Here is a 21312-nt window from a genome sequence, read left to right as displayed (position 1 = left end):
ATGCGCCGACGCCCGCTCCCTCTCAGCCGCCGTGAGCAACTGATCAACCTCCCCAGAGCCCTGTCGAGCCCCGACACCCTCGGCGTAGCATTCGAGTACGCCGGGTCCTCCGCGGCATCCGGTCCCTCCGTCACAACGAGCACTCGGGAGAAGCAATGGACACGATGGCCATGATGAAGTCGATGGACATGGGCGAGATGACCATGGACACGGATGCCATGCAGGAATGCATGCAGTCCCTGAACGCGTGCGCGATGGCCGCGGCGATGTGCGCCGGCAGCGACATGATGCACGGCCCCGAGATGGCGACGTGCTGCGCCATGTGCTCGAACATGGTCGAGATGGCTCAGGCGACGATGCACATGATGATGCGTCCGGCTGGCATGAACATGGACGTGATGAGCGCCATGATGACCGCCTGCATGACCATGGGCAAGGCCTGCGCCGCCGAGTGTCGCGCCCACGCCGACATGGACGAGATGTGCCGCTACTGCGCCATGGCCTGCGACGACATGGTCATGAAGTGCGAGGCCATGATGGCCTCGATGAGCGCGTAGTTCCGGTTCAGGCGACGCGAGCGGTCGTGATGACCGTCGCCGCGTTGAGGAGTTCCGCGACCGGGTGGTAGGCCACCGGCTCCCCCGCCGCGATGTCGACTGCGGGTCCCACGACCCGCAGTTCCACCGTCGCACCGTTCAGCAGGGCGACGGTGATCGTCGCGCCATCGGCGTCGACCACGAGACCGTCCCACCACGCGGAGGGGTTCGAGGCTGCCATGCAGCGCTGGATCGGGTGGACTGTCGACGAGATCGTGCGGGACATGGCTTCACCTGCCTTCGGAGGGGGTTGGTGAGATGAAGCTACGGGATGCCGTGGCGGTGGGCGATCTGGGACGTAGTGGGGCGTAACACCTCAGGTTCAGCTACAGACCGGGTTCTTCGATGTCCCCCGTCGAAGCTCTCGAGGAAGCCAACACGGCCGAGACCGCATCAGCGAATCGAGGTGCCCCGCCGCGCGCGAGCCGTTCCAGCAGTCCGTCTTTCGTGACTGGGGGTCTGCCCATCGCGCGCGCCTAATCTTCGATGAGCTGCACGGTCACGGTCACGCTGAGATCGAACTGCGACAGCAGGAAATCGTCGAGCCGCACGGCTTCCAGTCCGAGCGGCGCGAGCGCCGTCGTGGGAAAGTCGCGCACGTTCTCCGTCACGATGACATCTGCCCTCCCACGGATCGCGGCCGCGAGAACATGGCGGTCATTCGGGTCGAGCAGTTCGAGCCCCTCGACGAGCGGCTCCCATCCCGATACGCGCGCGTCTTCGAACGCCTCGTTCATGCTCCGAAACCGGCTGTAGAACCGGCTGGGATCGATGTCCGGATGGATCTCGCACAGAGCTCGCAGAGCCTCCTCCTCAACCGCCTCCGACCAGAGCGGACGAAAGGCTCCGCAATCAGCCATACGCAGAAGAGTGTCGCAAGGAGCGATGGGCACGAGAACGCACGCATCAAGGAATGCCGTGAAACGAGTCACTGGTCACTGCCTTCGTGCGCGCCGCAGTGCCTCTGCGTAGTCCGTCGCACTGGCTTCATAGAGGCCGTCGTCGTTCGCCTGACGGGTCATCTCGTCTAGACGGCTCCGCCGTTCCTCTCGCTTACGGTCGCGATACGCGAGCACGTCGTGAAGCCTCAGCCTGCGATGCCGGGACTCGCCGAGCCGCTCGAACGGAAGCTCGTGTTCGTCCAAGAGCCGCACCAGTGTGTTGCGACTGATCCCAAGGAGCGTCGCCGCCTGCTGGGTCGTGAGCTGGCGATCGATCGGCTCCAGGCTGACAGACGCACCCCGTTCCATCGCAGCGACAACACGCTTGAGCGCTTCGTACACAGGAAGCGGAAGAGGAACCTGCTCTCCGTCCGGGCCGACCAGCACGGCCGGAGCAGAATGCTGCTCCAAGAAGTTGGCCAGCCTCATCATCTCGTCGAGGTCATGCGGTGGCTCGACGACCTGTGCGTGACGGGACGAACGCGCATGCTCAGACATGAATCCATTATCGCGCAAATCGCCCAATTCGTTCAATACGCCCATCGCGCCCGTTCCATGCCGTGGACGGCGAACGCACCCTTCGCGCAGCCACGGCCCGCGTGCTCGCCCCTCCGCGCAGGGCGGCGATGATCACGGTGAAATTGCGAAGCGCGGAACCGCTCGGCGTCGTCATCCAGACCCTCGCGCGCCCACGAATTCACCCGCACAACACGTTCGTGGACGAGGGCCGCCGGATCGATACGTTCGTCTGCAGCGCCTTGCCCGAGGACGCTGTCGTACAAGCTCAACGTGAGCTCCTCATGCGTGTGATTCCTGCTCTGGTCGCGTTCGCCGCGTGTGCGATCACCATCGTCGTCGGAATCACTCTCTTCGGGAGCACGGTTCCGCCTGGGGCGTGCGAAGGAGTGGTGTACGACGCGTCGATCTGCGAGAGCGCGCGCCTTCGGCAGTCGCTCCTCGCCGCCATCTTGATCGGGTCGGCGCTGATCGCCGCGTCCGTCACCAGCGGCGCTCTGATCATCTCGACGGCTATGCGCGGGCGCCCCATCGCCGCCGAGGAGCCGTCGACAGACGGAACGTGATCAATGAGACTCGTTCTGTACGCAGCGGTGTCTAGCGCGACTCTCGCTCCCATCTTCCGGTGTTTTTGACATTCGGACGATGCATGTGGACCGCGCGGAGTCCGAAGAACCCGGCGTGAAGTCGACGCCACTCCGCCGACGCGGCCAGAGCAGCGGCGGCGTCTGGACGCTGATTACTGTGAGCGTGTGCCATCGTTACGCCCCCGGACGAACGCAGACCTCCCCGTTGTCGCGAGCTGGGTTCCCAACGCCGAGGCCCTCTTCGCGTTCGCCGGCCCGTGGGTGAACTGGCCTTTCCTGCCGAGCGACCTCGATGATCTGCACAAACGGCCCGGCGCGAGCGCGTGGATGCTGGACACGAGCGAGGGCGAACCCGTCGGCCACGTGCAGTTCACTCCGCTCGAGGATGCTCTGCGCATCGGCCGTCTGATCGTCGCTCCGAGCGTCCGCGGCCAGGGGTGGGGACGCCGCCTTCTTCTTCTCACCTTGGACTACGCACGCGCACAGGGCGTTTCGCGCGTGCAGTTGGGGGTCTTGGCATCCAATGCCCCAGCCCGCCGACTGTACGAATCGGTCGGATTCGTCGCCGACCCCGAGACTCTCGACGCCGCCATCGTGCTGATGGCCCGCAACATCTGAACCCACCCCCGAAAGGTCAGAAGATGCCCACCGCCGTCACGCTCATCCGTTCGAGCGCGCTCTCCGGCAGCGCGGAGTACGCCTACGCCGCCACCGCTCCCGCCGACGCGCGGCTGATCTTCCTCGCCGGTTCCTGCCCACTGAACCTCGACGGCACGACCGCAGGCGTCGGCGACTACGCCGCCCAGGCGGCGAAGTGTGTCGAGAACATGTCGATCGCGCTCCGCGAAGCCGGCGCGGAGATCACGGATGTCATCAGCACGCGAGTCCTCGTCGCCTCGACGCGCCAAGCCGACCTGGTGACGGCATGGGAGGTCGTCCGGGACGCCTTCGGTGAGCACGACGTTCCGAGCACGCTCCTCGGCGTCACCGTGCTCGGGTACGACGACCAGCTCGTCGAGATCGAGGCTGTTGCGGCGGTCGTCGACCCCGCTCCGCTCGACTGACGGCGCCGTGCCCGTCGAGGCCTCAGCATCAGGAGCGCACTCGGTCATCCGCCTCCGGGAATGCCACACTGACAACGTGGGGAATGGCGAAAGGGGCGATGGCCGCGGTCGGGCTACGGCTGGGGCTGGCTCGTCCTCAGCCTGGGCGCGCTGGTGGCGGGTGGCGCAACCGTCCTTTTCTACACCGTCTTTATCGGCGCAGAATGTCATCATTCGGGCACCAGCTGGGGCGGCAACAGGGCATTCTTCTGCCGCGACGTGATGGGTGGCTTCGTGGCTTCGTCGATGCCATGGGTGGTGCTCGCAGCGGTGAGTATCGCCGTCGTCGCCGGCCTTGTGGGCGGGACCATGACGGTGCTGCATCGCGGCCGACGGATGCGAGGCGCCTGGCTCACGTCAACGGCCATCGCCTACCTCCTCCTCACCGCTGGAGCGACCTGGGTCCCAAACTCCGGCTCCATCGACGCGGAACGCGTCTTCTCCGTCCTGCCGTTGACCGCGCCGATAGCCACCGGGCTCCTCATCGTCTGGGTGGGGATCACCGGCGGTCTCGGGGTGCTCGTGCTCACGGCGCGGCGTTTTCGCCAGGTTTCAGACGGCGTCGGGACGCGCGTGCCCTCGTGACGGGGGCGGAGTGCCCGCCCGCAGGCAGCGCCGGTGGAGCACGGGATAGGCGATCATCCATCCCCGAAGAACCGGCAAAATGGGCTGATGACCCAGCGTGAGCCGCAGACGGCGCTCCCCCGCTGCGACGTCTGCACCTCCGTCGCGGTCTATCGAGACTTCTACGGCAGGCGCGTCATCGATATCGAGCCGACCGAAGACCGCCTCGCCGAGCGGCTGGACGACGGGCGGATGAGCGTTCTGCGCGCCGACGTCCCCCTCCGCGACATGATGCCGTTGGCCAGGTCGGATCTGAAGTTCACGATCGTACTGTTCGCCAGGTGCGAGGTATGCGGGACCACCTGGTTTTACGGGCTGTGCATCCGGGGCCAACCCATGTACAAGCCGGTCGAGGCGGGGGCCGAAAACGCGTGGTCGTGGGATCCCGTGCCGGAGCGGGAGCGGTGGGCGCAGTGACGTACGGCGAGGCTCGCCGCCAGCATGCCGCGCCGACAACTCGTGATCGAGATTGGGATGCCTGACCCGGATCCGGCGTGATCACGCCAATGCTGCCTCACCTCGACGCCGCCAGCACAGCCGCCAACCCCTCCCGCAGATCGCGCACGAACTCCCCCGGCATCTCGAGCGCGGGAAAGTGGCCACCTGCCTCCGGCGCCCGCCATCGCACGATGTAGCGGAACCGTTCCTCCGCCCAGGGCCGCGGATGCTTCTCGATGTCGTGCGCGTAGGTCGTGAGGGCCGCAGGCACCGTCACCCGCAGGTCGGGGTCGAGCGACTGGTGACTCTCGAAGTAGATCCGCGCCGCTGACGCGCCGGTCGCGGTGAGCCAGTACAGGGTCACGTTGTCGAGGAAGCGGTCGCGCGAAATGGTCTCGAACGGCGAGTCGACCGTGTCGCTCCACTCGAAGAACTTCTCGAGGATCCACGCGAGCAGCCCGACGGGCGAATCGACCAGCGAGTAGCCGATCGTCTGCGGCGAGGTCGCCATGACCCTCGCATAAGCGAGACGGTTCCTCTCGAAGGCGCGGGTGTGCTCAACCCACTGCCGTTCGGTGGCGTCGAGCACATCGAGGCTCAGCCCGGGCGGCGCGATCGGGGTCGTCGTGTGGATGCCGATGACGTGCGCCGGAAACCGACCACCGAGCGCGATGGTGATCGGTCCACCCCAGTCGCCCCCGTGAGCAAGGAAGCGGCCGTACCCGAGCCTGCTCATGAGCTGGACCCACGCAGCCGCAATGCGCTCGGTACCCCACCCCTCGTCGTCGGTCTTGTCGGAGTACCCGTACCCCGGCAGCGACGGCGCGACGACATGGAACGCCGGGGCCGCGGCATCCTGAGGCTCAGAGAGCTCGTCGATGATGTCGACGAACTCGGCGACGCTCCCCGGCCAGCCGTGGGTCAGGACGAGCGGGGTGGCATCCGACCGCGGCGAACGGCGGTGGAGGAAATGGATGCCGAGCCCGTCGATGAGCGTGCGGAACTGGCCGATCTCGTTTAGCCGGCGCTCGAACGGCCGCCAGTCGTACCCTGTTCGCTGGGGCAGGTGGGGCGGGACTTCGTCGAGCCGGAGGACGAGCCGGAGTTGGTGTTCGTGGACCCAGCCGCGAAGCACTTTCGGTCGCAGCTGTTCGACGGGCGGGTTGGACAAAGCTTTCAATCATGCTTCGGGGTGCGCGACGGCGATGAGTTCACCGATGCTGCTTGACCGCGCCGTCTGCTTGAATGATCCGCCACAATGTCGTTGCCCCGGTGTAAATTTCACTCAGCATCCGACTTGAGGTCCGGGGGGACAACATGGCTAAACAGACGAACGAAGGGTACTGGAAGGGTCAGGTCACTGACCGGTACCAGACGTACAACGAGCGCACCGAACGCTGGGATAAGTACGACGGCGACGCGAACTACATCGACTCGAAGGTGTCTGAGGGTCCCTGGAAGAGCATCGAGAAGCGCGACGCGCAAAAGCCGGGCCGCTGACGCTCCGCGCCTCTCCCGCGCCCTAAGAACCCCGGAACCCACTCTCGGACTCCGGGGTTCTTTCGTGACCAGGACGATGCCGCGGAGCGTCAAGGACGGGGTTATTTAGGGCAATCGGGAAGCGTCGTCGGCGTCCTCGCGAGATTCGAACACCTGGTCAACCTTTGCCGCTTCGCCTTCCTTCCCGACCTTCTCGAGCTGTTGCACGGCCAACTTCGACGGCATTGGTCGACAACGAGAACTCGCCGCCCGAGCCAGCACCCTCACGCCCCTATGTTGAGGTGGTGTTCCGCGAGGTAATGGCAACCGAGCCCGGGAAACTCAGGCGTGCCCGATGAGCGACGACAAGAGGACTTCACCGACGCCCCCCAAGTCCGAGCCTATTCGCCCCGACGTGGAGGTGGTCTTCACCGGGCTTTTCGGTTCGGGCGACCCAACAAGGAGATAGAACTAGTTACGGAGAACCAGCGCCCGACGTTCCCGCCCCCACGCGCTGACGTCGAAGCGGTCTTCGTGGATCTGCGCGAGAACCCGACACCTCCCACTCACGGGCGCGGCTAGCCGCGTTTTCCACTCGGGCAAGCGCCCGAATGGCGCGTGCGCGTCTTCCGGGGCTAACAACATTCGTCCCGATATGGTGAGCCCATGTCAGCAGAGGCGACACAGGAAAAGGGGCGCCGGGGAGTCGCGCATACCAAGCGGTGGCTGGAGGCTACTACGTACGTCGAACTCCAGTTCAACGCATATGAAGACGAGGGCATGTGCGAACTGGAACTCCTGTCAGGCACGAAGACATTTGACATGTTCGGATTCATGCTCGGTCCGAACCGTCGACCCATTTACGTCGAGAACAAGGACGACACCAACACGTCTCGGCTGTACAGCGACTTTCAGGCGTTCCTCGCTAACGCATACAGCGCCACCGCGAAGCGAATTCAGACCACGAAGGATCAGAAGGCCGAGTTCATGTGGGTTAGCACCCACCCCTTCAATCAGGGCGGATGGGGCAAGCTCGCGACTCCGGCCGAAGTCAAGACGGCGCTGAATAAGTACCCAGGTGTGTTGGGCGGTGTCGCCATCGACGAGGATCTTGTGCGACTCGTCGCCCAACGCATCTGGGTGCTCGTCATGAATCAGCGGCAACTCGAAATCAGCCTCACCCACGACGAAGTACTGCTAGTCATGCCCACACTGAAGCGGAAGGAACCGACGCTGTGACCTTTGTCGAAACGCTGAATGCTGCGAAGGACACTCGCGACGCTGAGGAGTTCGTGGCAAGAGTGAAGACAGCGGTTTTGTCCGAACTCAAGACTCTCGACTCCTCTGTTGTCGTTGAAGACACCACCTACTTCAACCATTCAGCGATTCCGGATCTGGTCCTCAAATGGCCGAAGGAGCGAGCGAGCCGCGCTATATTCCTACGTCACAGCTATCAATCAGTCCTCGACGCCGACGACATCAACTACCTGGCGGATGACCACCCTGTGCTCATGTCGCTCGACACGCGGGAAAGCGACGATCGCCAGGCCGAGACTAAGCTTCGAGAGTCGACGACGAGCGCTCGCACTCTGGTCACCGATCCAACCGCCGTCGATGTGATCAGCGGCGACAGCCGAGGCGACAGCCCGCTGGCTGATCTAGTACGCGCCAACTTCATTCGAGGAGGGCGCGGCCTGATCGACCAGGATCGCGCCTCGTCGCTCGTTGACACAGCGCACGCTGAGCCCCAAGGCCGCGAGCTCCTCATCAGCGAAAGCTTCAGCGAGGACGCAGCCGCCCGCATCACTCGCACAGCTCAGCTCATCGCGCTTGCGCTGAATCCGTCATTCTCGATCCCGAAAGACGGCGACAGCCCGCTCGTTGGCGGGAAGCTGTCGGTTGCTGAGCTTCGCCACCTGGTTCCATGGCTTCTCGGGCAGGATGCCGCGATCGCGAACACCGAGTTCTGGCGTCACCTCGGCGACTACGTGACCTTCGCCGAACTGGAGAACATCCGCGCGGACCTCGCCGACCTGGACCTGTCTCCGCTCGTCGCTGCAAATGCGCGCCGGTGGAGCGCGAAGTGGGCTTATGTGGGCTTGGCCACGCCTATCGAAGGCGACGACACATACACGCTTCGGTCCGACTTCTGGTCGTTCCGTAACGGGGGCGCGCTGGGCATCGACATCGGCGAGCAACGCCTCTCACTCGCCCATAATGGGCAGCTGGCGAGTAAGGGCAGGGACGGTACGTCGAGCGCGACGTGGGACCTTATCAAGGGGGCAGTTGCCTCAGACAAGCTGGCGCGCATTGACCTCCGCGGAATCACTCGCTCCGTAATCCTGAACGCGGAACGCAGCCCGGATATCCGCACCGACATCGAGAAGGTCACGGACAGCCTGGACGACTCGTACGTGGTCAACGAAGTCGTGCTCCGGACGAGCGCGCCCGAGGGAGAAGGCACCACCGAGATTGAGGTGAAGTTTGACAACGCCCTCGTTATTGCTGGGGCTGGCGCTTCAATCACGGATCTCGCGCGTGTGTCACTCCAGGTTCTGAACTTTCGCGACTCCCTTACCGATGAGGCTGTCGACTCGCTATTCGCTCCGGCTGCCATAGAACCGGAGGACGTAGACGAGTAGCCCGACGCGCGACCGAGCAACCGCGAAGGATTGTGGCCGATTACCTGCGGGGGCTGGGATGGACGGGTTCGGCCCGTGACTATCTAACGCCCCGCCTCCAGCGAGTGCTGGGGGGTGGACGCGTGAAAGGGCGTCACGCCCCGCATGTAACGCCCACGTAAACTCCCCCTCTCCCCCACCCCCTCCGCGGGTGAGCACATCGTTACTCCCCCGCCCCTCCCGACGCCCTCCCGGGAAACCCCTCCTCCCTACGCTGACGGCACGCCCCGCCCATGCGGAGCGCTGCACCTCCCCCGCATCGCCCATGGAGGACCCCGTGACCGTCACCGACCCGCGCCCCGAAACCGCAACGCCGCCCGCGGCCGCAACGCCTGCAGAAACAGCCCAGGCCGACGCAACCCTGACCCGCCGCCCCGGCCGCTGGATCGACAACTGGAACCCCGAGAACCCCACCCAGTGGGCCAAAGAAGGCAAGGCCATCGCCTCTCGCAACCTGCGGTGGTCGATCTTCGCCGAGTTCCTCGGGTTCGTCGTCTGGCAGCTGTGGTCGGTCGTCGTCGTGTCGCTGCCGGCGGCGGGCTTCCAGCTCTCGACCGGTGAGATCTTCTGGCTCATCTCCATGCCGAGCCTCGTGGGCGCGACGCTGCGCATCCCCTACACGTTCATGGTCCCGCGCTTCGGCGGCCGCAACTGGACGATCGTCTCGGCAGGCCTCCTGCTCATCCCGAGCATCGGCCTCGCCATCGCGGTGTCGAACCCCGCGACCCCCTTCGGCCTCCTGCTCCTCATCGCCGCGTTCGCCGGCTTCGGCGGCGGCAACTTCGCCAGCTCGATGTCGAACATCACGTTCTTCTACCCGGCCGCGCAGAAGGGATACGCCCTCGGACTCAACGCCGCCGGCGGCAACCTCGGCGCCTCGGTCGCGCAGTTCGTCGTCCCCATCGTCATCACCGTCGGTGCCGCGGCGACCCTCAACCTGCCGCTCGCGGGCCTCATCTGGGTGCCGCTGATCCTCGTCGCGATGGTCGGCGCCTACTTGCGCATGGATAACCTCTCCGCCGCGAAGGCCGACATCACGGCATCCCTCGCCGCTCTCAAAGAGCCGCACATGTGGGTGCTCTCGCTGCTCTACATCGGCACCTTCGGCTCGTTCATCGGCTTCGCGGGCGTCTTCCCGAAGCTCCTCGCCGACACGTTCCCCGACTTCAAGGGAATCGTGATCGGCACCGCCACCGTCACCCTCGCCTTCATGGGTGCTCTCGTCGGCTCGCTCGCCCGCCCCTACGGCGGCAAGCTCGCCGACCGCTTCGGCGGCACCGTCATCACGATCGGCGCCTTCACGGTGATGGGGCTCGGCATCCTGAGTGTGATCCTCACCCTGCCGATGCAGAACTTCGCGATCTTCCTGCTGTGCTTCCTCGTGCTGTTCGCGGCGGCGGGCATCGGCAACGGCTCGACGTACCGCATGATCCCGACGATCTTCGCCCTCAAGGCCAACGGTGGCATCGGCGCGCAGCGCAAGGCGGCCGCGGCCCTCGGCCTCATCTCGGCGATCGGCGCGTACGGCGGCTTCTTCATCCCGCAGCTGCTCGGCTTCTCGAAGACGACGTTCGGCTCGTACACCCCCGCCCTCGGCTGGTTCGCCCTCGCGTACGTCGCGTTCCTCGCCCTCACCGCGGGCGTCTACCTGCGGATGTCGAAGAAGACCGGAACGCGGATCTGACCCCATGAGCTCCGCCGACACCCACTGCCCCTACTGCGCACTGCAGTGCGCCATGACCGTCAGCCACGCGGGCCACACGACGGTCACCGGCCGCGACTTCCCCACCAACCGGGGAGGACTCTGCGCCAAGGGCTGGACGTCGGCGGAGCTCTTGGCCTCCCCCCACAGACTCCGGATGCCGCTGATGCGGCGCTCCGACGGAACCCTCGCCGAGGTCACCTGGGAGGAGGCACTGGATGCCGTGGCCGCGGCGTTCCGCTCGACGCGCGAGGTCCACGGGCCCGACGCCAACGCGATCTTCGGCGGCGGCGGACTCACCAACGAGAAGGCGTACCAGCTCGGCAAGTTCGCCCGCGTCGCGCTCGGCACCTCGCGCATCGACTACAACGGCCGGTTCTGCATGTCGTCCGCGGCCGCGGCATCCAATCGGGCCTTCGGGATGGACCGCGGCCTGCCCTTCCCCGTCACCGACCTCGACGACGCCCAGACGATCCTGCTGCTCGGCTCGAACGTCGCCGCGACCATGCCGCCGTTCCTCGCGCACCTCGCCGGAGCGCGCGCCGCGGGCGGACTCATCGTCGTCGACCCGCGCCGGTCGGCCACCGCGCGTCTCACCGACGACGGCGCGGGCACCCACCTGCAGGCGGCGCCCGGCACCGACCTGACGCTCCTGCTCGGCCTCACACACATCGCCATCGCCGAAGGCCTCGCCGACCGCGCCTATATAGACGAGCGCACGACGGGGTTCGATGCTGTTCGGAGATCGGTCGCCGCGTGGTGGCCCGAGCGGACATCCTCAACGACCGGCGTGCCCGTGGCGCAACTCCGCGAGACCGCCCGCCGCCTCGCCGCGGGCCGCGCCTACATCCTCACCGGGCGCGGCGTCGAGCAGCACGTCGACGGCACCGCCACCGCGACCGCTGCGATCAACTTCGCGCTCGTGCTCGGCCTCGTCGGACGCGAGGGCTCGGGCTACGGCACCCTCACGGGCCAGGGCAACGGCCAGGGCGGCCGCGAGCACGGCCAGAAGGCCGACCAACTGCCCGGATACCGCTCCATCCGCGACCCCGAAGCCCGTCGGCACGTCGCCGGGGTGTGGGGCGTCGACCCGGACGCGATCCCGGATGCCGGCATCCCGGCCACCGCCCTCCTCGGTGAACTGGGCGGGCCGGTGAAGACGCTGTTGGTCGCCGGGTCGAATGTCGTGGTGTCGGCACCGGACGTCGAGGCCGTCCGCAAGGGACTCAACGCCCTCGACACCCTCATCGTCTGCGACTTCTTCCTCAGCGAGACGGCGGAGCTCGCCGACATCGTGCTCCCCGTGCTGCAGTGGGCCGAGGAGGAGGGCACGATGACCTCGCTCGAGGGTCGGGTGATCCGCCGTCGCCAAGCGCTGCCCGGGCCCGAGGGCGCCCGCAGCGAGCTCTGGATCATGGCCGAGATCGCGCGGCGGCTGGGCGCGGCATCCACCTGGTCGACGGTTCCGTCCGAGGTGTTCGACGAACTCGCCCGCGCCTCCGAGGGCGGCGTCGCCGACTACTCGGGCCTGTCGCACGCCCTGCTCGACACGGGCATCGAGGCGTACTGGCCGTACCGCGCCGAGGGCACCCCGCGTCCGTTCACCGAGCGTTTCGCGCACGCCGACGGCCGCGCTCGTCTCGTGCCGGTGGATGCCACTCCCCCGGCGCCCACCGACCGCGGCGGCGAGCTGACCCTCGTCACCGGCCGCTACCTGCAGCAGTACCAGTCGGGCACGCAGACCCGGCGCGTGGCCGAGCTGAACGGCGCCCGCCCCGAGGCGCGGCTCGAGATCCATCCGGCGACGGCGTCGCGGCTCGGCATCCGGGAAGACGCGCTCGTCGCCGTCTCGAACGAGCGCGGCACGGTGCGGGCGCGCGCGACGGTGACGACCGACATCCGTCACGACACCGTCTTCCTGCCGTTCCACTACGCCGGCGAGGAGTGCGCGAACCGCCTGACCGAGGCGCTCGTCGACCCGACCTCGGCGATGCCGGAGTTCAAGCGCACGCAGGTGCGGGTGGCTCCGGATGCCGCTATGCCCGTGCCGGCGCTCGAGCACGGGCCCGTGGTGGTGTCGGAGCATCCGGGCGTCGAGCGGGCAGGGGTCTCCGCTGCGGGCGGGCCGAGCGAGCACGTGCCGGGCCGCGACGGGGCGTCCACCCGCACCGAGGAGGGAACCCATGTCTGAGCGTGTGGTGCTGGTGGGCTACGGCCCCGTCGGGGCGCGGCTGATCGACGGGCTGCTGCCCGCGGTGCGCGACGGGCGCATCGACCTCACGGTCGTCGGCGCCGAACCCCACGACGTCTACAACCGCGTCCTGCTCGCCGAGTACGCAGTCGGCCGCACCGACCGAGCCGGCCTCGACATGGACGACCGGCGCGTCGCCGAAGAGGCCGGCGTGCGGTTCGTGCTCGGCGCCACGGTGGTGGGCGTCGACCGTCACCGCCGTTCGGTGCGCCTGCACGATGGCATCCGTTTCGATTACGACCGGCTCGTGCTCGCGACCGGCGCCCGCGCGAACGTCCCGACGCTCGCCGGTATGGAGCGCGCGCGGCGCGATCGGGCTTCCGTTTCAGCCTCCCCCGCGGAACTCGACTTCGGCGGCGCGCCGCTCCCGCGCGGTGTCGTCGCATTGCGCGACCTCGCCGACGCGGAACACGTGCGCGCGGCCGTCTCCGCCGGGCAGCGGATCGTCGTCCTCGGCGCGGGAGTGCTCGGCATGGAGCTCGCCCTCGCGGCGGCCGAGGCCGGGGCGGACGTCGTCGTGGCGTACCACTCCGCAGCTCCCATGAACCGCACGCTCGATGAGAACGGCGGACGAGTCCTGGCCGCCGCAGCCACCGCCGTCGGCGTCGAGATGGCGCACCACGCGCGCGCCGAGAGCATCCTCCTCCGATACGACGACCACGGGCACGCGTGGTTCGACGGCCTCGTCTGCGCCGACGGCAAGGTGCTCGCGGGAGACCTGCTCGTGCTGTCGTGCGGGGTTGCGGCGCGGACGGAAGTGGCATCCCTCGCCGGCCTCGCCACCTCGACCGGCATCCTCGTCGACGGCTCGTCACGCTCGTGGACCGACCCGAACGTCTTCGCGATCGGCGACTGCGCGCACGTCGCCGACCCCGCTGATGCCGACGCCCACGGCCGCGTCCCGGGCGGCCCGAGCGGACTCGTCGGACCGGGCTGGCGCCAGGCCGACCGCCTCGCTGCGCTGCTGTCATCGGGGGTCGCCGAACCGGCGCCCGTCGAACGCCCCGGTGTCGTCATGCTCAAGGCCGAAGGGGTCGATGTGGTGGCCGGCGGCGCGGTCGACGCCGACCCCTTCTCGCACGCTCCCGGATGCCACGGCCCCCAAGTCACCCTCTGGGCCGACCCCGCGCGCGGCGCCTACGTCAAACTCGTCACCGTCGAGGGCGTGCTCACCGGCTTCGTCGCGGTCGGGATGCCGCGCACCGGCGCCGAACTGACCCTGCTGTTCGAGCGTGGCTCGGAGCTTCCGGCCGACCGCTCGTCGCTGCTCCGCCTCGACGCCCCCGACGCCGGGATGGCCGTCGTCGCCGACCCCTTCGCCGCGGATGCCACCGTGTGCTGGTGCAACGGCGTGAGCGCCGGGGCGATCCGCGAGGCCGTCGCTGCCGGAGAGCCGACGGTCGCGTGCGTGAAGGCCGCGACCCGCGCGGGCACCGGCTGCGGCGGCTGCGTGGGGCGGATCAGCGAGCTGCTGGCGCGGGAGTCGGTGCCGGCGTAGAGCGTGCCCGGCGTGACGTGCCGCACTTTGCCGCCCGAGCCGCCCCCGAAGCGACAAATAGCGGCAAACGACGCCTCCCCCACCCGCGCGACACCGCATGACTTGCCGCACTTTGCCGCTCGAGCGCCCACAGAGCGACAAAGACGGGCAACTCACGCCCGCCGACGCCCCGAACGGACGTCCGCGAAACGCGAAAGCAGTACGCTGCACGCATGCCTCCGATCGAGAACATGCTGGCCTTCGTGGCGGCATCCGTCGTCATCATCGTCATCCCGGGGCCCAGCGTGCTGTTCGTCATCGGACGTTCCATCGCCCTCGGCCGCCGTGCGGGTGTCCTCAGCGTCGTCGGCAATGCCCTCGGCACGGTTCCCGCGGTACTCGCCGTCGCTTTCGGTGTCGGCGCGATCGTGGCCTCCTCGATCGTCGCGTTCACCGTGCTGAAGATCGTCGGGGCGATCTACCTCGTGTGGCTCGGCATCCAGGCCATCCGCCACCGCCACGCCCACGTCGCCGGCGCCACCCGCGGCCCCACCTCGTCGTGGACGCTGCTGCGCCAGGGATTCGTCGTGGGCCTCACCAACCCCAAGACGATCGCCTTCTTCGTCGCCGTGCTGCCCCAGTTCGTCGCCCCGCACGCCGGTGCGGTGTGGTTGCAGTTGCTCATCCTCGGGCTGATGTTCCAGCTGATGGCCCTGACGTGCGACAGCGTGTGGGCCCTCGCCGCGGGCACGGCGCGCACCTGGTTCGCCCGGTCTCCGAAGCGGATCTCGACGCTGTCGGGAACGGGCGGCGTGATGATGATCGGCCTCGGCGGGGCTCTCGCCTTCACGGGCGCGAAGAGCTGAACGAGTCCGCGGTCTCGAGCTCGCGAGAAACCTGTGCGTTAGCTGAGTGCAGACCATAGGATGAGGCTCGTCGGCTCCTCGAGCCACCGCCGAGCCACCCGGCCGACGGCGTCATCGACCAGGAGTCCCCCGCCTTGCGTACGTCCGTCGGTTTCGCCCTCGCTCTCATCCTCATCACCGGCGGGGTCGCCCCCGCGGCTCTCGCCGCCCCACCCGCCGCGCCGGAATCCTGCCGCACCATCCCCGTCGATGCCGACGCGCCCCTACGCGCCGACATCGCGCGCGAAGCCTTCGGTGTCGACGGTACGGGCGTGAAGGTCGGCGTCATCTCCGACTCCTTCGGCCGCACCTCGGCTCTCGGCGCGACCGTCGCCGACGACATCGCGAACGGACTCCTCCCCGGCCCGGGGAACCCCTGCGGACACGAGACCCCCGTCCACGTCGTGCGTGAAGCCGCCGAGGGCACGGACGAAGGTCGCGCGATGGTCCAGCTCGTGCACGGCATCGCACCGGGTGCCGAGCTCGCTTTCGCCTCCGTTGACGAGGGGCACGCGGCATCCGTCATCGAAGCGATCGAGATGCTCGTGGCCGACGGGGCGGACATCATCGTGGACGACGTCGAACCCAAGAACGAGCCCGTCTTCCAGCGCTCCCCCGTCGGCGAGGCGATCGCGCGGGCGAACGAAGCGGGCGTGGCGTACTTCTCGGCCGCCGGAAACTCGACGGCGCTCGCTCGGGATCCCCGCCCGGGTCAAGAAACATCCCCCATCAACGGCTGGGAAACCCCCACCTACCGCCCGATGGCCTGCCCCGACGACATCGTGACGGGCGCCGAGGCACAGGGCTGGGACACCCCCGTCGACTGCCTCGACGTCGACCCCGGCGAGGGCACGGATGCCACCCTCTGCTACACCGTCGGCGCCGGTGACAGCACCCCCGTCGACGTGCAGTGGGGAGAGCCGCTCGGCCGAGTCAGCGGCCTGCTGGTCCCGATCGTGACGGTCGACGGCGAGATCCTCGCGACTCCCGCGACCCGGATGCTCGACGGCACTCCCGGCTTCACCGTCACGCTCCCCGCGTCCGCGACCCCGACGGAGGTCGAGATCTCGGTCGCGCGCATCGTGATTCCGGATGCCGACACCTCCCTGCCCCTCCCACCCATCTCGGTCATCTTCGGCCAGGGCGCTTCCCTCCGGTCGGCCGAGTATTGGCGCTCGGCGGGCGACGACATCATCGGGCGGACCAACACCGGGCACAACGGCGACCCCGCGGCTCTCTCCATCGGCGCGTCCCCGGTAGACGATCCCACCGAGGTGGAGTACTTCTCGAGCTACGGCCCCGTCGTCTGGGCGTTCGGATCGGCCACCGCCGACCCGCCGTCGGCGATCCTCGAGCCGCGGCCCGTGGTGAGCCGACCCGACGTGATCTCGGTCGACCGCGCGCGCAACTCGGTCCTGGGAATCCCCACCGACGATCCAGCCGTGAAGACGTTCGTCGGAACCTCGGCCGCAGCCCCCACCGCCGCCGGCGTCGCCGCGCTGGTGCTGTCGAAGACGCCGGACGTCGGCCAGGAGGGCCTGCGCGCCCTCCTCACCTCGACGGCCACGCCGATGGACGCACCGAACGACTTCGTCTCCGTCGAGAACTCGGTCGGCGCGGGACTCATCAACGCGGAAGCGGCTCTTGCGGCGCTTCCTCCCGTGCCGACCCCGAGCCCGAGCCCCACCCCGACCCCCACTGCCTCCCCGACGAACTCCCCGTCGCCGTCGGCATCCGCGACGACGCCCGTCGCCGCCGGTCCGTCGCGCCTCGCCAACAGCGGAATGGATGCCTCGGCATGACTGCCGCTCGCCATCGGGGCGATCCTGCTCCTCATCGTGGGAGCTGTGGTGGTCATGGTCGTGCGCGTGCGGTCGCGGCGACGCTGAGACCCCGCGCCGTTAGGCTTCGAGGGTGAGTGACGCCGCTGCCCCCTCGAGCCGCACGGCCGTGGTGGCCGCGGCCATCGACCTGTTCGCCGAGCGCGGGTACGACCAGACCTCGGTCGAGCAGATCGCGCAGGCCGCGGGGGTGTCGCGCTCGACGTTCTTCCGGCAGTTCGGCGGCAAAGAAGACGTCGTCTTCGCTGATCACGAAGTTCTGCTCGCCGAGACACGGGCGTACCTCGCCCAGCCGCATGACGACCCGTGGGCGGCGGTGTGCGAAGCGTCGGTGCGGGTGTTCCGGCACTTCGCGGCCGACCCCGAGCTCGCGCGGCGCCGCTACGCGATCGTGCGTCAGGTTCCGGGACTGCGCGACCGCGAGATCATCACGGTGTTCCGCTACGAGCGCCTCTTCGACGAGTACCTGCGCGAAGCGCTCCCCGGGCTCGACCCCCTGGATGCCGTCGGCTTCGCGGCCCTGGTCACCGCGGTGCACAACCACGTGCTGCGCCGGCTCATGCGGGGCGCTCGGGTGCCGGCATCCGTTCTCCGTCGCGCTCTCGACGACGTGCTCCGCCGCTACGGGGTGCACCCCGCCGGCGACGACGCGGCCGGCGACGACCTCATCGTCGCGGCCTTCCCCCGCCGCATGCCCGCGGCCGAGGTGACGCGGCGCCTCCGCGCCTCGCTCGGCGAGTAGCGCGCTCGTTCCCCTGGCGTTGAGTGTCCAAAACACGCCGTAAGGGACGCGTATGTTGCGGCGTGTCCTGGACACTCAACTCCGCACGCGCCGGAGGAACCCCGCCGCGGCACGGGCGGCAGGGCCGCGATGTCAGGCGAGGGGCTTCGCGAGGTCCTCGATCACCTCGGCGCCGGGGAGGGATGCCAAGACCTCACCGGGGAGGAACAACTTTGCGCCGCGGATCCCGGCGCCGACGATCGCCCGCGGCAGCGCCGCCACGCGCGCGTCGAGCAGCAGGCGCCACTCGGAAGGGATGCCGAGCGGCGTGATGCCGCCGTACTCCATGCCGGTCTGCGCGACGGCGTCGTCCATCGGGGCGAATGTCGCCTTGCGCGCGTCGAGCAGGCGCCGCACCGCGCCGTTGACGTCGAGGCGGGTCGTCGCCAGGGCGAGACAGGCCGCCGTCGAGGTGACGCCGCCGCGGGTCCCCTGCACGACCAGGCAGTTCGCCGAGATGTCCAGGCTCTGACCGTAGGACTCGCAGAACGCGGCGGTGTCGGCCAGCGCCGGGTCGACGGCCGCCACGTCGATGCGCGCGGCGGTCGTGGCATCCATCGCCGCGATCGCGACGGCGACGGGCGCGGCCAGCAGATCAGGATGCTCTGTCGCAGGGAGGAAGGTCAGCGCGCTCACCCTCGCGACCCTACCCGGAACGCCCTCTCTTCCCCGCGTGATGCCGCCCTCGCCGCACTCCGAGGCATGTGAATGTCCGAAACACCCGGAGCCGGGCGCGAGGGCGTCCGGGTGTTCTGGACACTCAGCGACCTCCGCAGCCCGATGGGGCGAGATCCTCGCCACGCGGCACAACATCCCGCGCGTGACACTCAGTACCAACATGAACGATACTGGGAACCATGACCATCGATGCCGATGCCCGTACGCTCCCCGGCGAGCGCGTCTCGCACTACGATCTGCTCGGCCGCCGCGACACCGACTACTACGGCGTGTTCGCCGACATCCCCGAGGCCGACCGCGCGGTCTGGGATCGCGCGAAGGCCTTCTGCGACGAGGTCGGCACGCGCATGCAGGGCGAGTGGGATGCCGCGACCTACCCCGTCGAGCTTCTCCGGCGCATGGGCGAACTCGAGCTGTTCACCGACGGCATCGAGCACCCCGACCTGCCGGACTCCTCGCCCCTCGCCGCCGGCCTGGTGAACATGGAGGTGTCACGCCACGACGGCTCGCTCGCCACGGCCCTCGCGGTGCAGGGCGGTTTAGCGCTCCGCACCCTCGCCCTCTTCGGGTCCCCCGAGCAGCAGGAACGCTGGCTGAAGCCCCTCGCCGACGGCACGGTGCTCGGCGCGTTCGCGCTGACCGAGCCCGACCACGGCTCCGACTCGGTCTCGCTCGAGACCACCGCAACCCGCGTCCCTTCGACAGGCTCAGGGACCGGTGGGTGGTCGCTCAGCGGCACGAAGAAGTGGATCGGAAACGGCGCGTCCGGCGGCATCACGTTCGTCTGGGCCCGCGTCGACGCCGAGGGTGACGAAGATCACGGCAAGGTGCGCTGCTTCCTCGTGGAGCAGGACACCCCGGGATACACGGGCACCGTCATCACCGGCAAGGTGTCGCTCCGTGGCATCCATCAGGCCCACATCGCCATGGACGACGTGCGCCTGGCTCCGGATGCCGTCCTCCCCGGCACTCACACCTTCAAGGACGCGTCGACCGTGCTGTTCGCCACACGGTCAGGGGTCGCGTGGTCGGCCCTGGGTCACGCGACAGCGTGCTACGAGATCGCACGAACGTATGCCACCGAACGCATGCAGTTCGGGAAGCCCCTCGCGAAGTTCCAGATGGTGCAGGAACGCCTCACGCAGATGCTCGACGAACTCACCGCGATGCAGCTGTACTGCCGCCGCCTCGCCGACCTCGAAGCCTCGGGCGGCCTGCGCCCTACGCAGGCATCGCTCGCGAAGTACCACAACACGCGAGCCGCCCGCCGCGTGGCGGCGATCGCTCGCGACCTGCTCGGCGGCAATGGCATCCTGCTCGAGAACGGGGTCATGCAGCACATGGCCGATATCGAGGCCATCCACACGTACGAGGGCACCGAGAGCGTCCAGGCGCTCCTCCTCGGTCGCGACATCACCGGGATGAGCGCGTTCGTCTGACCCCGGATGCCGGGCGCCCGGCGCCTAATCCGCGATCGCGACCCGCGCAAGCCGCGCGGGCCATGTCGGTGGCTCCCGCTAACGTCGTCGCATGGGCCTGTTCTCTCGTCATCCCGCGCCTCGCGACGCCATCGCCTCCGCTGCGGCAGCGGTCGAGCCGCCGCCGAAGAGCCTGTGGGCCGACGGCTTCGGACGCCTCGCCGTGCGGGCGGTGCAGATCATCGTCGTGGCAATCCTCGTGGCGGGGCTGATCTGGGGCATCCAGCAGGTGACGCTCGTCATCATCCCCCTGATCCTTGCCCTCATCTTCGCCTCCGCGTTCGGGCCCGTGACGATGTGGATGCGCAAGAAAGGCGTGCCCTCGGTCCTCGCGACGCTGCTGACCCTCCTCGCCGTCGTCGTCGTCCTCACCGCGCTCGGCTGGCTCGTCGTCAACGCGGTCATCAACCAGTGGGATTACCTGTCGTCGCAGGCGACGAAGGGTTTCGAGCAGGCTCAGGACTGGTACCACACCCTGCCGTTCGCGGTCTCGCCCGACCAGGTCAACCAGGTCGTTCAGGGCATCCAAGACTTCGTCACGAGCTCGCAGTTCGGTACGGGCGCCCTGGCCGGTGTGAGCGCGATCGCGTCGTTCGTCACCGGTTTCGTGCTGATGGTCGTCATCCTGTTCTTCTTCCTGAAGGACGGTCCGCGCATGTGGGAGTTCGTCCTGCGGCCGTTCCACGGTAGCCACTACGACCGCGCGCGCCGTATCGGCGACAAGACCGTCACGGTTCTCGGCTCTTACGTCCGCGGCACGGCCTCCGTCGCCGCCGTCGACGCGATCGGGATCTACATCGGTCTGTTGATCCTGCAGGTACCGCTGGCCCTTCCCCTCGCCGTTCTCGTCTTCCTGCTCGCGTTCATCCCGATCGTCGGTGCGGTGACCGCGGGCATCCTCGCCGCGCTCGTCGCTCTCGTCACGAACGGTCCGATCGTCGCGCTGATCGTCGTCGGCGTGGTCGTGCTCGTGAACCAGCTCGAGGGCAACTTCCTCCAGCCCGTCCTCATGGGGCGCACGATGAAGCTGCACTCCTTCGTCGTGCTGGTCGTGCTCGCCGGTGGAACCGCGATCGGCGGCATCCTGGGCACCCTTCTCGCGGTGCCGCTCACCGCCGTCGCGTGGGGCATCATCACCGTCTGGAACGGCCCCGACGAACCTGCCGAGTGGGCGCGCCGCAAGAAGCGCCGGAACCCGGTCCCCCTGGCCGGTGACGAGAGCTCGGACTGACAC

The 21312-nt window shown here is 68.3% G+C and carries 22 protein-coding genes; 17 read left to right on the top strand and 5 right to left on the bottom strand.

Annotated features, from left to right (window positions below):
- Window positions 1-155 precede the first annotated feature (155 nt).
- Complete coding sequence (locus AB0O24_RS11670; RefSeq protein WP_307382574.1) at window positions 156-557, top strand: aldehyde dehydrogenase; 402 nt, start codon at window positions 156-158, stop codon at window positions 555-557.
- Window positions 558-564: 7 nt separating this feature from the next.
- Here the strand turns inward: AB0O24_RS11670 and AB0O24_RS11665 are convergent, their stop codons facing one another.
- The 3 genes from AB0O24_RS11665 to AB0O24_RS11655 form a co-directional block, all read right to left on the bottom strand.
- Window positions 565-822: a nuclease gene (locus AB0O24_RS11665; protein WP_363375012.1), complete on the bottom strand. Its 258-nt coding sequence runs from the start codon at window positions 820-822 to the stop codon at window positions 565-567.
- 250 nt (window positions 823-1072) lie between these two features.
- Window positions 1073-1528 (bottom strand): PIN domain-containing protein, encoded by a 456-nt coding sequence (locus tag AB0O24_RS11660; RefSeq protein ID WP_363375011.1) that lies wholly within the window; start codon window positions 1526-1528, stop codon window positions 1073-1075.
- A 3-nt stretch (window positions 1529-1531) separates the two neighbouring features.
- On the bottom strand, window positions 1532-2080 hold the full coding sequence (locus AB0O24_RS11655) for a helix-turn-helix domain-containing protein (RefSeq protein ID WP_363375008.1): 549 nt from the start codon (window positions 2078-2080) through the stop codon (window positions 1532-1534).
- 92 nt (window positions 2081-2172) lie between these two features.
- On the opposite strand from AB0O24_RS11655, the gene AB0O24_RS11650 reads away from it, so the two are divergent.
- The 5 genes from AB0O24_RS11650 to AB0O24_RS11630 all read left to right on the top strand — a co-directional run bounded on the left by AB0O24_RS11650 (window position 2173) and on the right by AB0O24_RS11630 (window position 4784).
- Entirely contained in the window at window positions 2173-2619 is a 447-nt protein-coding gene (locus AB0O24_RS11650) for a hypothetical protein (RefSeq protein ID WP_363375005.1), read from the top strand.
- A 186-nt stretch (window positions 2620-2805) separates the two neighbouring features.
- On the top strand, window positions 2806-3258 hold the full coding sequence (locus AB0O24_RS11645) for a GNAT family N-acetyltransferase (RefSeq protein WP_307382585.1): 453 nt from the start codon (window positions 2806-2808) through the stop codon (window positions 3256-3258).
- 23 nt (window positions 3259-3281) lie between these two features.
- A complete protein-coding gene (locus AB0O24_RS11640; protein WP_363375003.1) occupies window positions 3282-3704 on the top strand; it encodes a Rid family hydrolase in 423 nt (140 codons plus the stop codon).
- A 153-nt stretch (window positions 3705-3857) separates the two neighbouring features.
- Window positions 3858-4328 (top strand): hypothetical protein, encoded by a 471-nt coding sequence (locus AB0O24_RS11635; RefSeq protein WP_363375000.1) that lies wholly within the window; start codon window positions 3858-3860, stop codon window positions 4326-4328.
- A gap of 87 nt (window positions 4329-4415) precedes the next feature.
- Complete coding sequence (locus tag AB0O24_RS11630) at window positions 4416-4784, top strand: hypothetical protein (protein WP_363374998.1); 369 nt, start codon at window positions 4416-4418, stop codon at window positions 4782-4784.
- Between the two features lie 97 nt (window positions 4785-4881).
- Here AB0O24_RS11630 and AB0O24_RS11625 read toward each other — a convergent pair whose 3' ends face one another.
- Window positions 4882-5976, bottom strand: coding sequence for an epoxide hydrolase family protein (locus tag AB0O24_RS11625; protein ID WP_363374995.1), 1095 nt, complete (start codon window positions 5974-5976; stop codon window positions 4882-4884).
- A 146-nt stretch (window positions 5977-6122) separates the two neighbouring features.
- On the opposite strand from AB0O24_RS11625, the gene AB0O24_RS11620 reads away from it, so the two are divergent.
- The 9 genes from AB0O24_RS11620 to AB0O24_RS11580 all read left to right on the top strand — a co-directional run bounded on the left by AB0O24_RS11620 (window position 6123) and on the right by AB0O24_RS11580 (window position 17883).
- Window positions 6123-6305 (top strand): hypothetical protein, encoded by a 183-nt coding sequence (locus AB0O24_RS11620; RefSeq protein WP_363374992.1) that lies wholly within the window; start codon window positions 6123-6125, stop codon window positions 6303-6305.
- A gap of 645 nt (window positions 6306-6950) precedes the next feature.
- On the top strand, window positions 6951-7523 hold the full coding sequence (locus tag AB0O24_RS11615) for a hypothetical protein (RefSeq protein WP_363374990.1): 573 nt from the start codon (window positions 6951-6953) through the stop codon (window positions 7521-7523).
- Complete coding sequence (locus AB0O24_RS11610) at window positions 7520-8926, top strand: hypothetical protein (protein WP_363374987.1); 1407 nt, start codon at window positions 7520-7522, stop codon at window positions 8924-8926. The genes AB0O24_RS11615 and AB0O24_RS11610 overlap by 4 nt, the downstream gene beginning before the upstream one ends.
- 400 nt (window positions 8927-9326) lie before the next feature.
- Window positions 9327-10649, top strand: coding sequence for an MFS transporter (locus tag AB0O24_RS11605; protein ID WP_363375124.1), 1323 nt, complete (start codon window positions 9327-9329; stop codon window positions 10647-10649).
- A 4-nt stretch (window positions 10650-10653) separates the two neighbouring features.
- The gene (locus tag AB0O24_RS11600; RefSeq protein ID WP_363374984.1) at window positions 10654-12858 is read left to right on the top strand and encodes a molybdopterin oxidoreductase family protein; all 2205 of its coding nucleotides are present in this window, start codon (window positions 10654-10656) and stop codon (window positions 12856-12858) included.
- Entirely contained in the window at window positions 12851-14416 is a 1566-nt protein-coding gene (locus AB0O24_RS11595; protein WP_363374982.1) for an FAD-dependent oxidoreductase, read from the top strand. The genes AB0O24_RS11600 and AB0O24_RS11595 overlap by 8 nt, the downstream gene beginning before the upstream one ends.
- 212 nt (window positions 14417-14628) lie before the next feature.
- Window positions 14629-15261 carry a LysE family translocator gene (locus tag AB0O24_RS11590; RefSeq protein ID WP_058630286.1) on the top strand — a complete coding sequence of 211 codons (633 nt, stop codon included), beginning with the start codon at window positions 14629-14631 and terminating at the stop codon, window positions 15259-15261.
- A 134-nt stretch (window positions 15262-15395) separates the two neighbouring features.
- Window positions 15396-17102: a S8 family serine peptidase gene (locus AB0O24_RS11585; protein WP_363374979.1), complete on the top strand. Its 1707-nt coding sequence runs from the start codon at window positions 15396-15398 to the stop codon at window positions 17100-17102.
- A gap of 112 nt (window positions 17103-17214) precedes the next feature.
- Window positions 17215-17883, top strand: a complete 669-nt coding sequence (locus AB0O24_RS11580; protein WP_307382603.1) for a TetR/AcrR family transcriptional regulator — start codon at window positions 17215-17217, stop codon at window positions 17881-17883.
- 132 nt (window positions 17884-18015) lie between these two features.
- Here AB0O24_RS11580 and AB0O24_RS11575 read toward each other — a convergent pair whose 3' ends face one another.
- Window positions 18016-18558 (bottom strand): YbaK/EbsC family protein, encoded by a 543-nt coding sequence (locus AB0O24_RS11575; protein ID WP_363374977.1) that lies wholly within the window; start codon window positions 18556-18558, stop codon window positions 18016-18018.
- A 221-nt stretch (window positions 18559-18779) separates the two neighbouring features.
- Here AB0O24_RS11575 and AB0O24_RS11570 point away from each other — a divergent pair, with 221 nt between their 5' ends.
- Together AB0O24_RS11570 and AB0O24_RS11565 are read left to right on the top strand one after the other, a co-directional pair.
- Window positions 18780-20039 (top strand): acyl-CoA dehydrogenase family protein, encoded by a 1260-nt coding sequence (locus AB0O24_RS11570; RefSeq protein ID WP_363374974.1) that lies wholly within the window; start codon window positions 18780-18782, stop codon window positions 20037-20039.
- Window positions 20040-20130: 91 nt separating this feature from the next.
- Window positions 20131-21309: an AI-2E family transporter gene (locus tag AB0O24_RS11565; protein WP_275797554.1), complete on the top strand. Its 1179-nt coding sequence runs from the start codon at window positions 20131-20133 to the stop codon at window positions 21307-21309.
- The last annotated feature ends 3 nt before the right edge of the window (window positions 21310-21312 follow it).

Source organism: Microbacterium sp. NPDC086615 (assembly GCF_040686055.1).
Classification (GTDB): domain Bacteria; phylum Actinomycetota; class Actinomycetes; order Actinomycetales; family Microbacteriaceae; genus Microbacterium.
Note: the sequence above shows the minus strand (reverse complement) of the source record. Positions and strands in the feature narration are given on the sequence as shown.

Excerpts from the sequence above, each read along its gene's own strand:
- AB0O24_RS11670 (WP_307382574.1), top strand. The coding sequence starts at position 156 with ATGGACACGATGGCCATGATGAAGTCGATGGACATGGGCGAGATGACC.
- AB0O24_RS11665 (WP_363375012.1), bottom strand. The coding sequence starts at position 822 with ATGTCCCGCACGATCTCGTCGACAGTCCACCCGATCCAGCGCTGCATG.
- AB0O24_RS11655 (WP_363375008.1), bottom strand. The coding sequence starts at position 2,080 with ATGGGCGTATTGAACGAATTGGGCGATTTGCGCGATAATGGATTCATG.
- AB0O24_RS11640 (WP_363375003.1), top strand. The coding sequence starts at position 3,282 with ATGCCCACCGCCGTCACGCTCATCCGTTCGAGCGCGCTCTCCGGCAGC.
- AB0O24_RS11630 (WP_363374998.1), top strand. The coding sequence starts at position 4,416 with ATGACCCAGCGTGAGCCGCAGACGGCGCTCCCCCGCTGCGACGTCTGC.
- AB0O24_RS11620 (WP_363374992.1), top strand. The coding sequence starts at position 6,123 with ATGGCTAAACAGACGAACGAAGGGTACTGGAAGGGTCAGGTCACTGAC.
- AB0O24_RS11615 (WP_363374990.1), top strand. The coding sequence starts at position 6,951 with ATGTCAGCAGAGGCGACACAGGAAAAGGGGCGCCGGGGAGTCGCGCAT.
- AB0O24_RS11600 (WP_363374984.1), top strand. The coding sequence starts at position 10,654 with ATGAGCTCCGCCGACACCCACTGCCCCTACTGCGCACTGCAGTGCGCC.
- AB0O24_RS11595 (WP_363374982.1), top strand. The coding sequence starts at position 12,851 with ATGTCTGAGCGTGTGGTGCTGGTGGGCTACGGCCCCGTCGGGGCGCGG.
- AB0O24_RS11590 (WP_058630286.1), top strand. The coding sequence starts at position 14,629 with ATGCCTCCGATCGAGAACATGCTGGCCTTCGTGGCGGCATCCGTCGTC.
- AB0O24_RS11570 (WP_363374974.1), top strand. The coding sequence starts at position 18,780 with ATGACCATCGATGCCGATGCCCGTACGCTCCCCGGCGAGCGCGTCTCG.
- AB0O24_RS11565 (WP_275797554.1), top strand. The coding sequence starts at position 20,131 with ATGGGCCTGTTCTCTCGTCATCCCGCGCCTCGCGACGCCATCGCCTCC.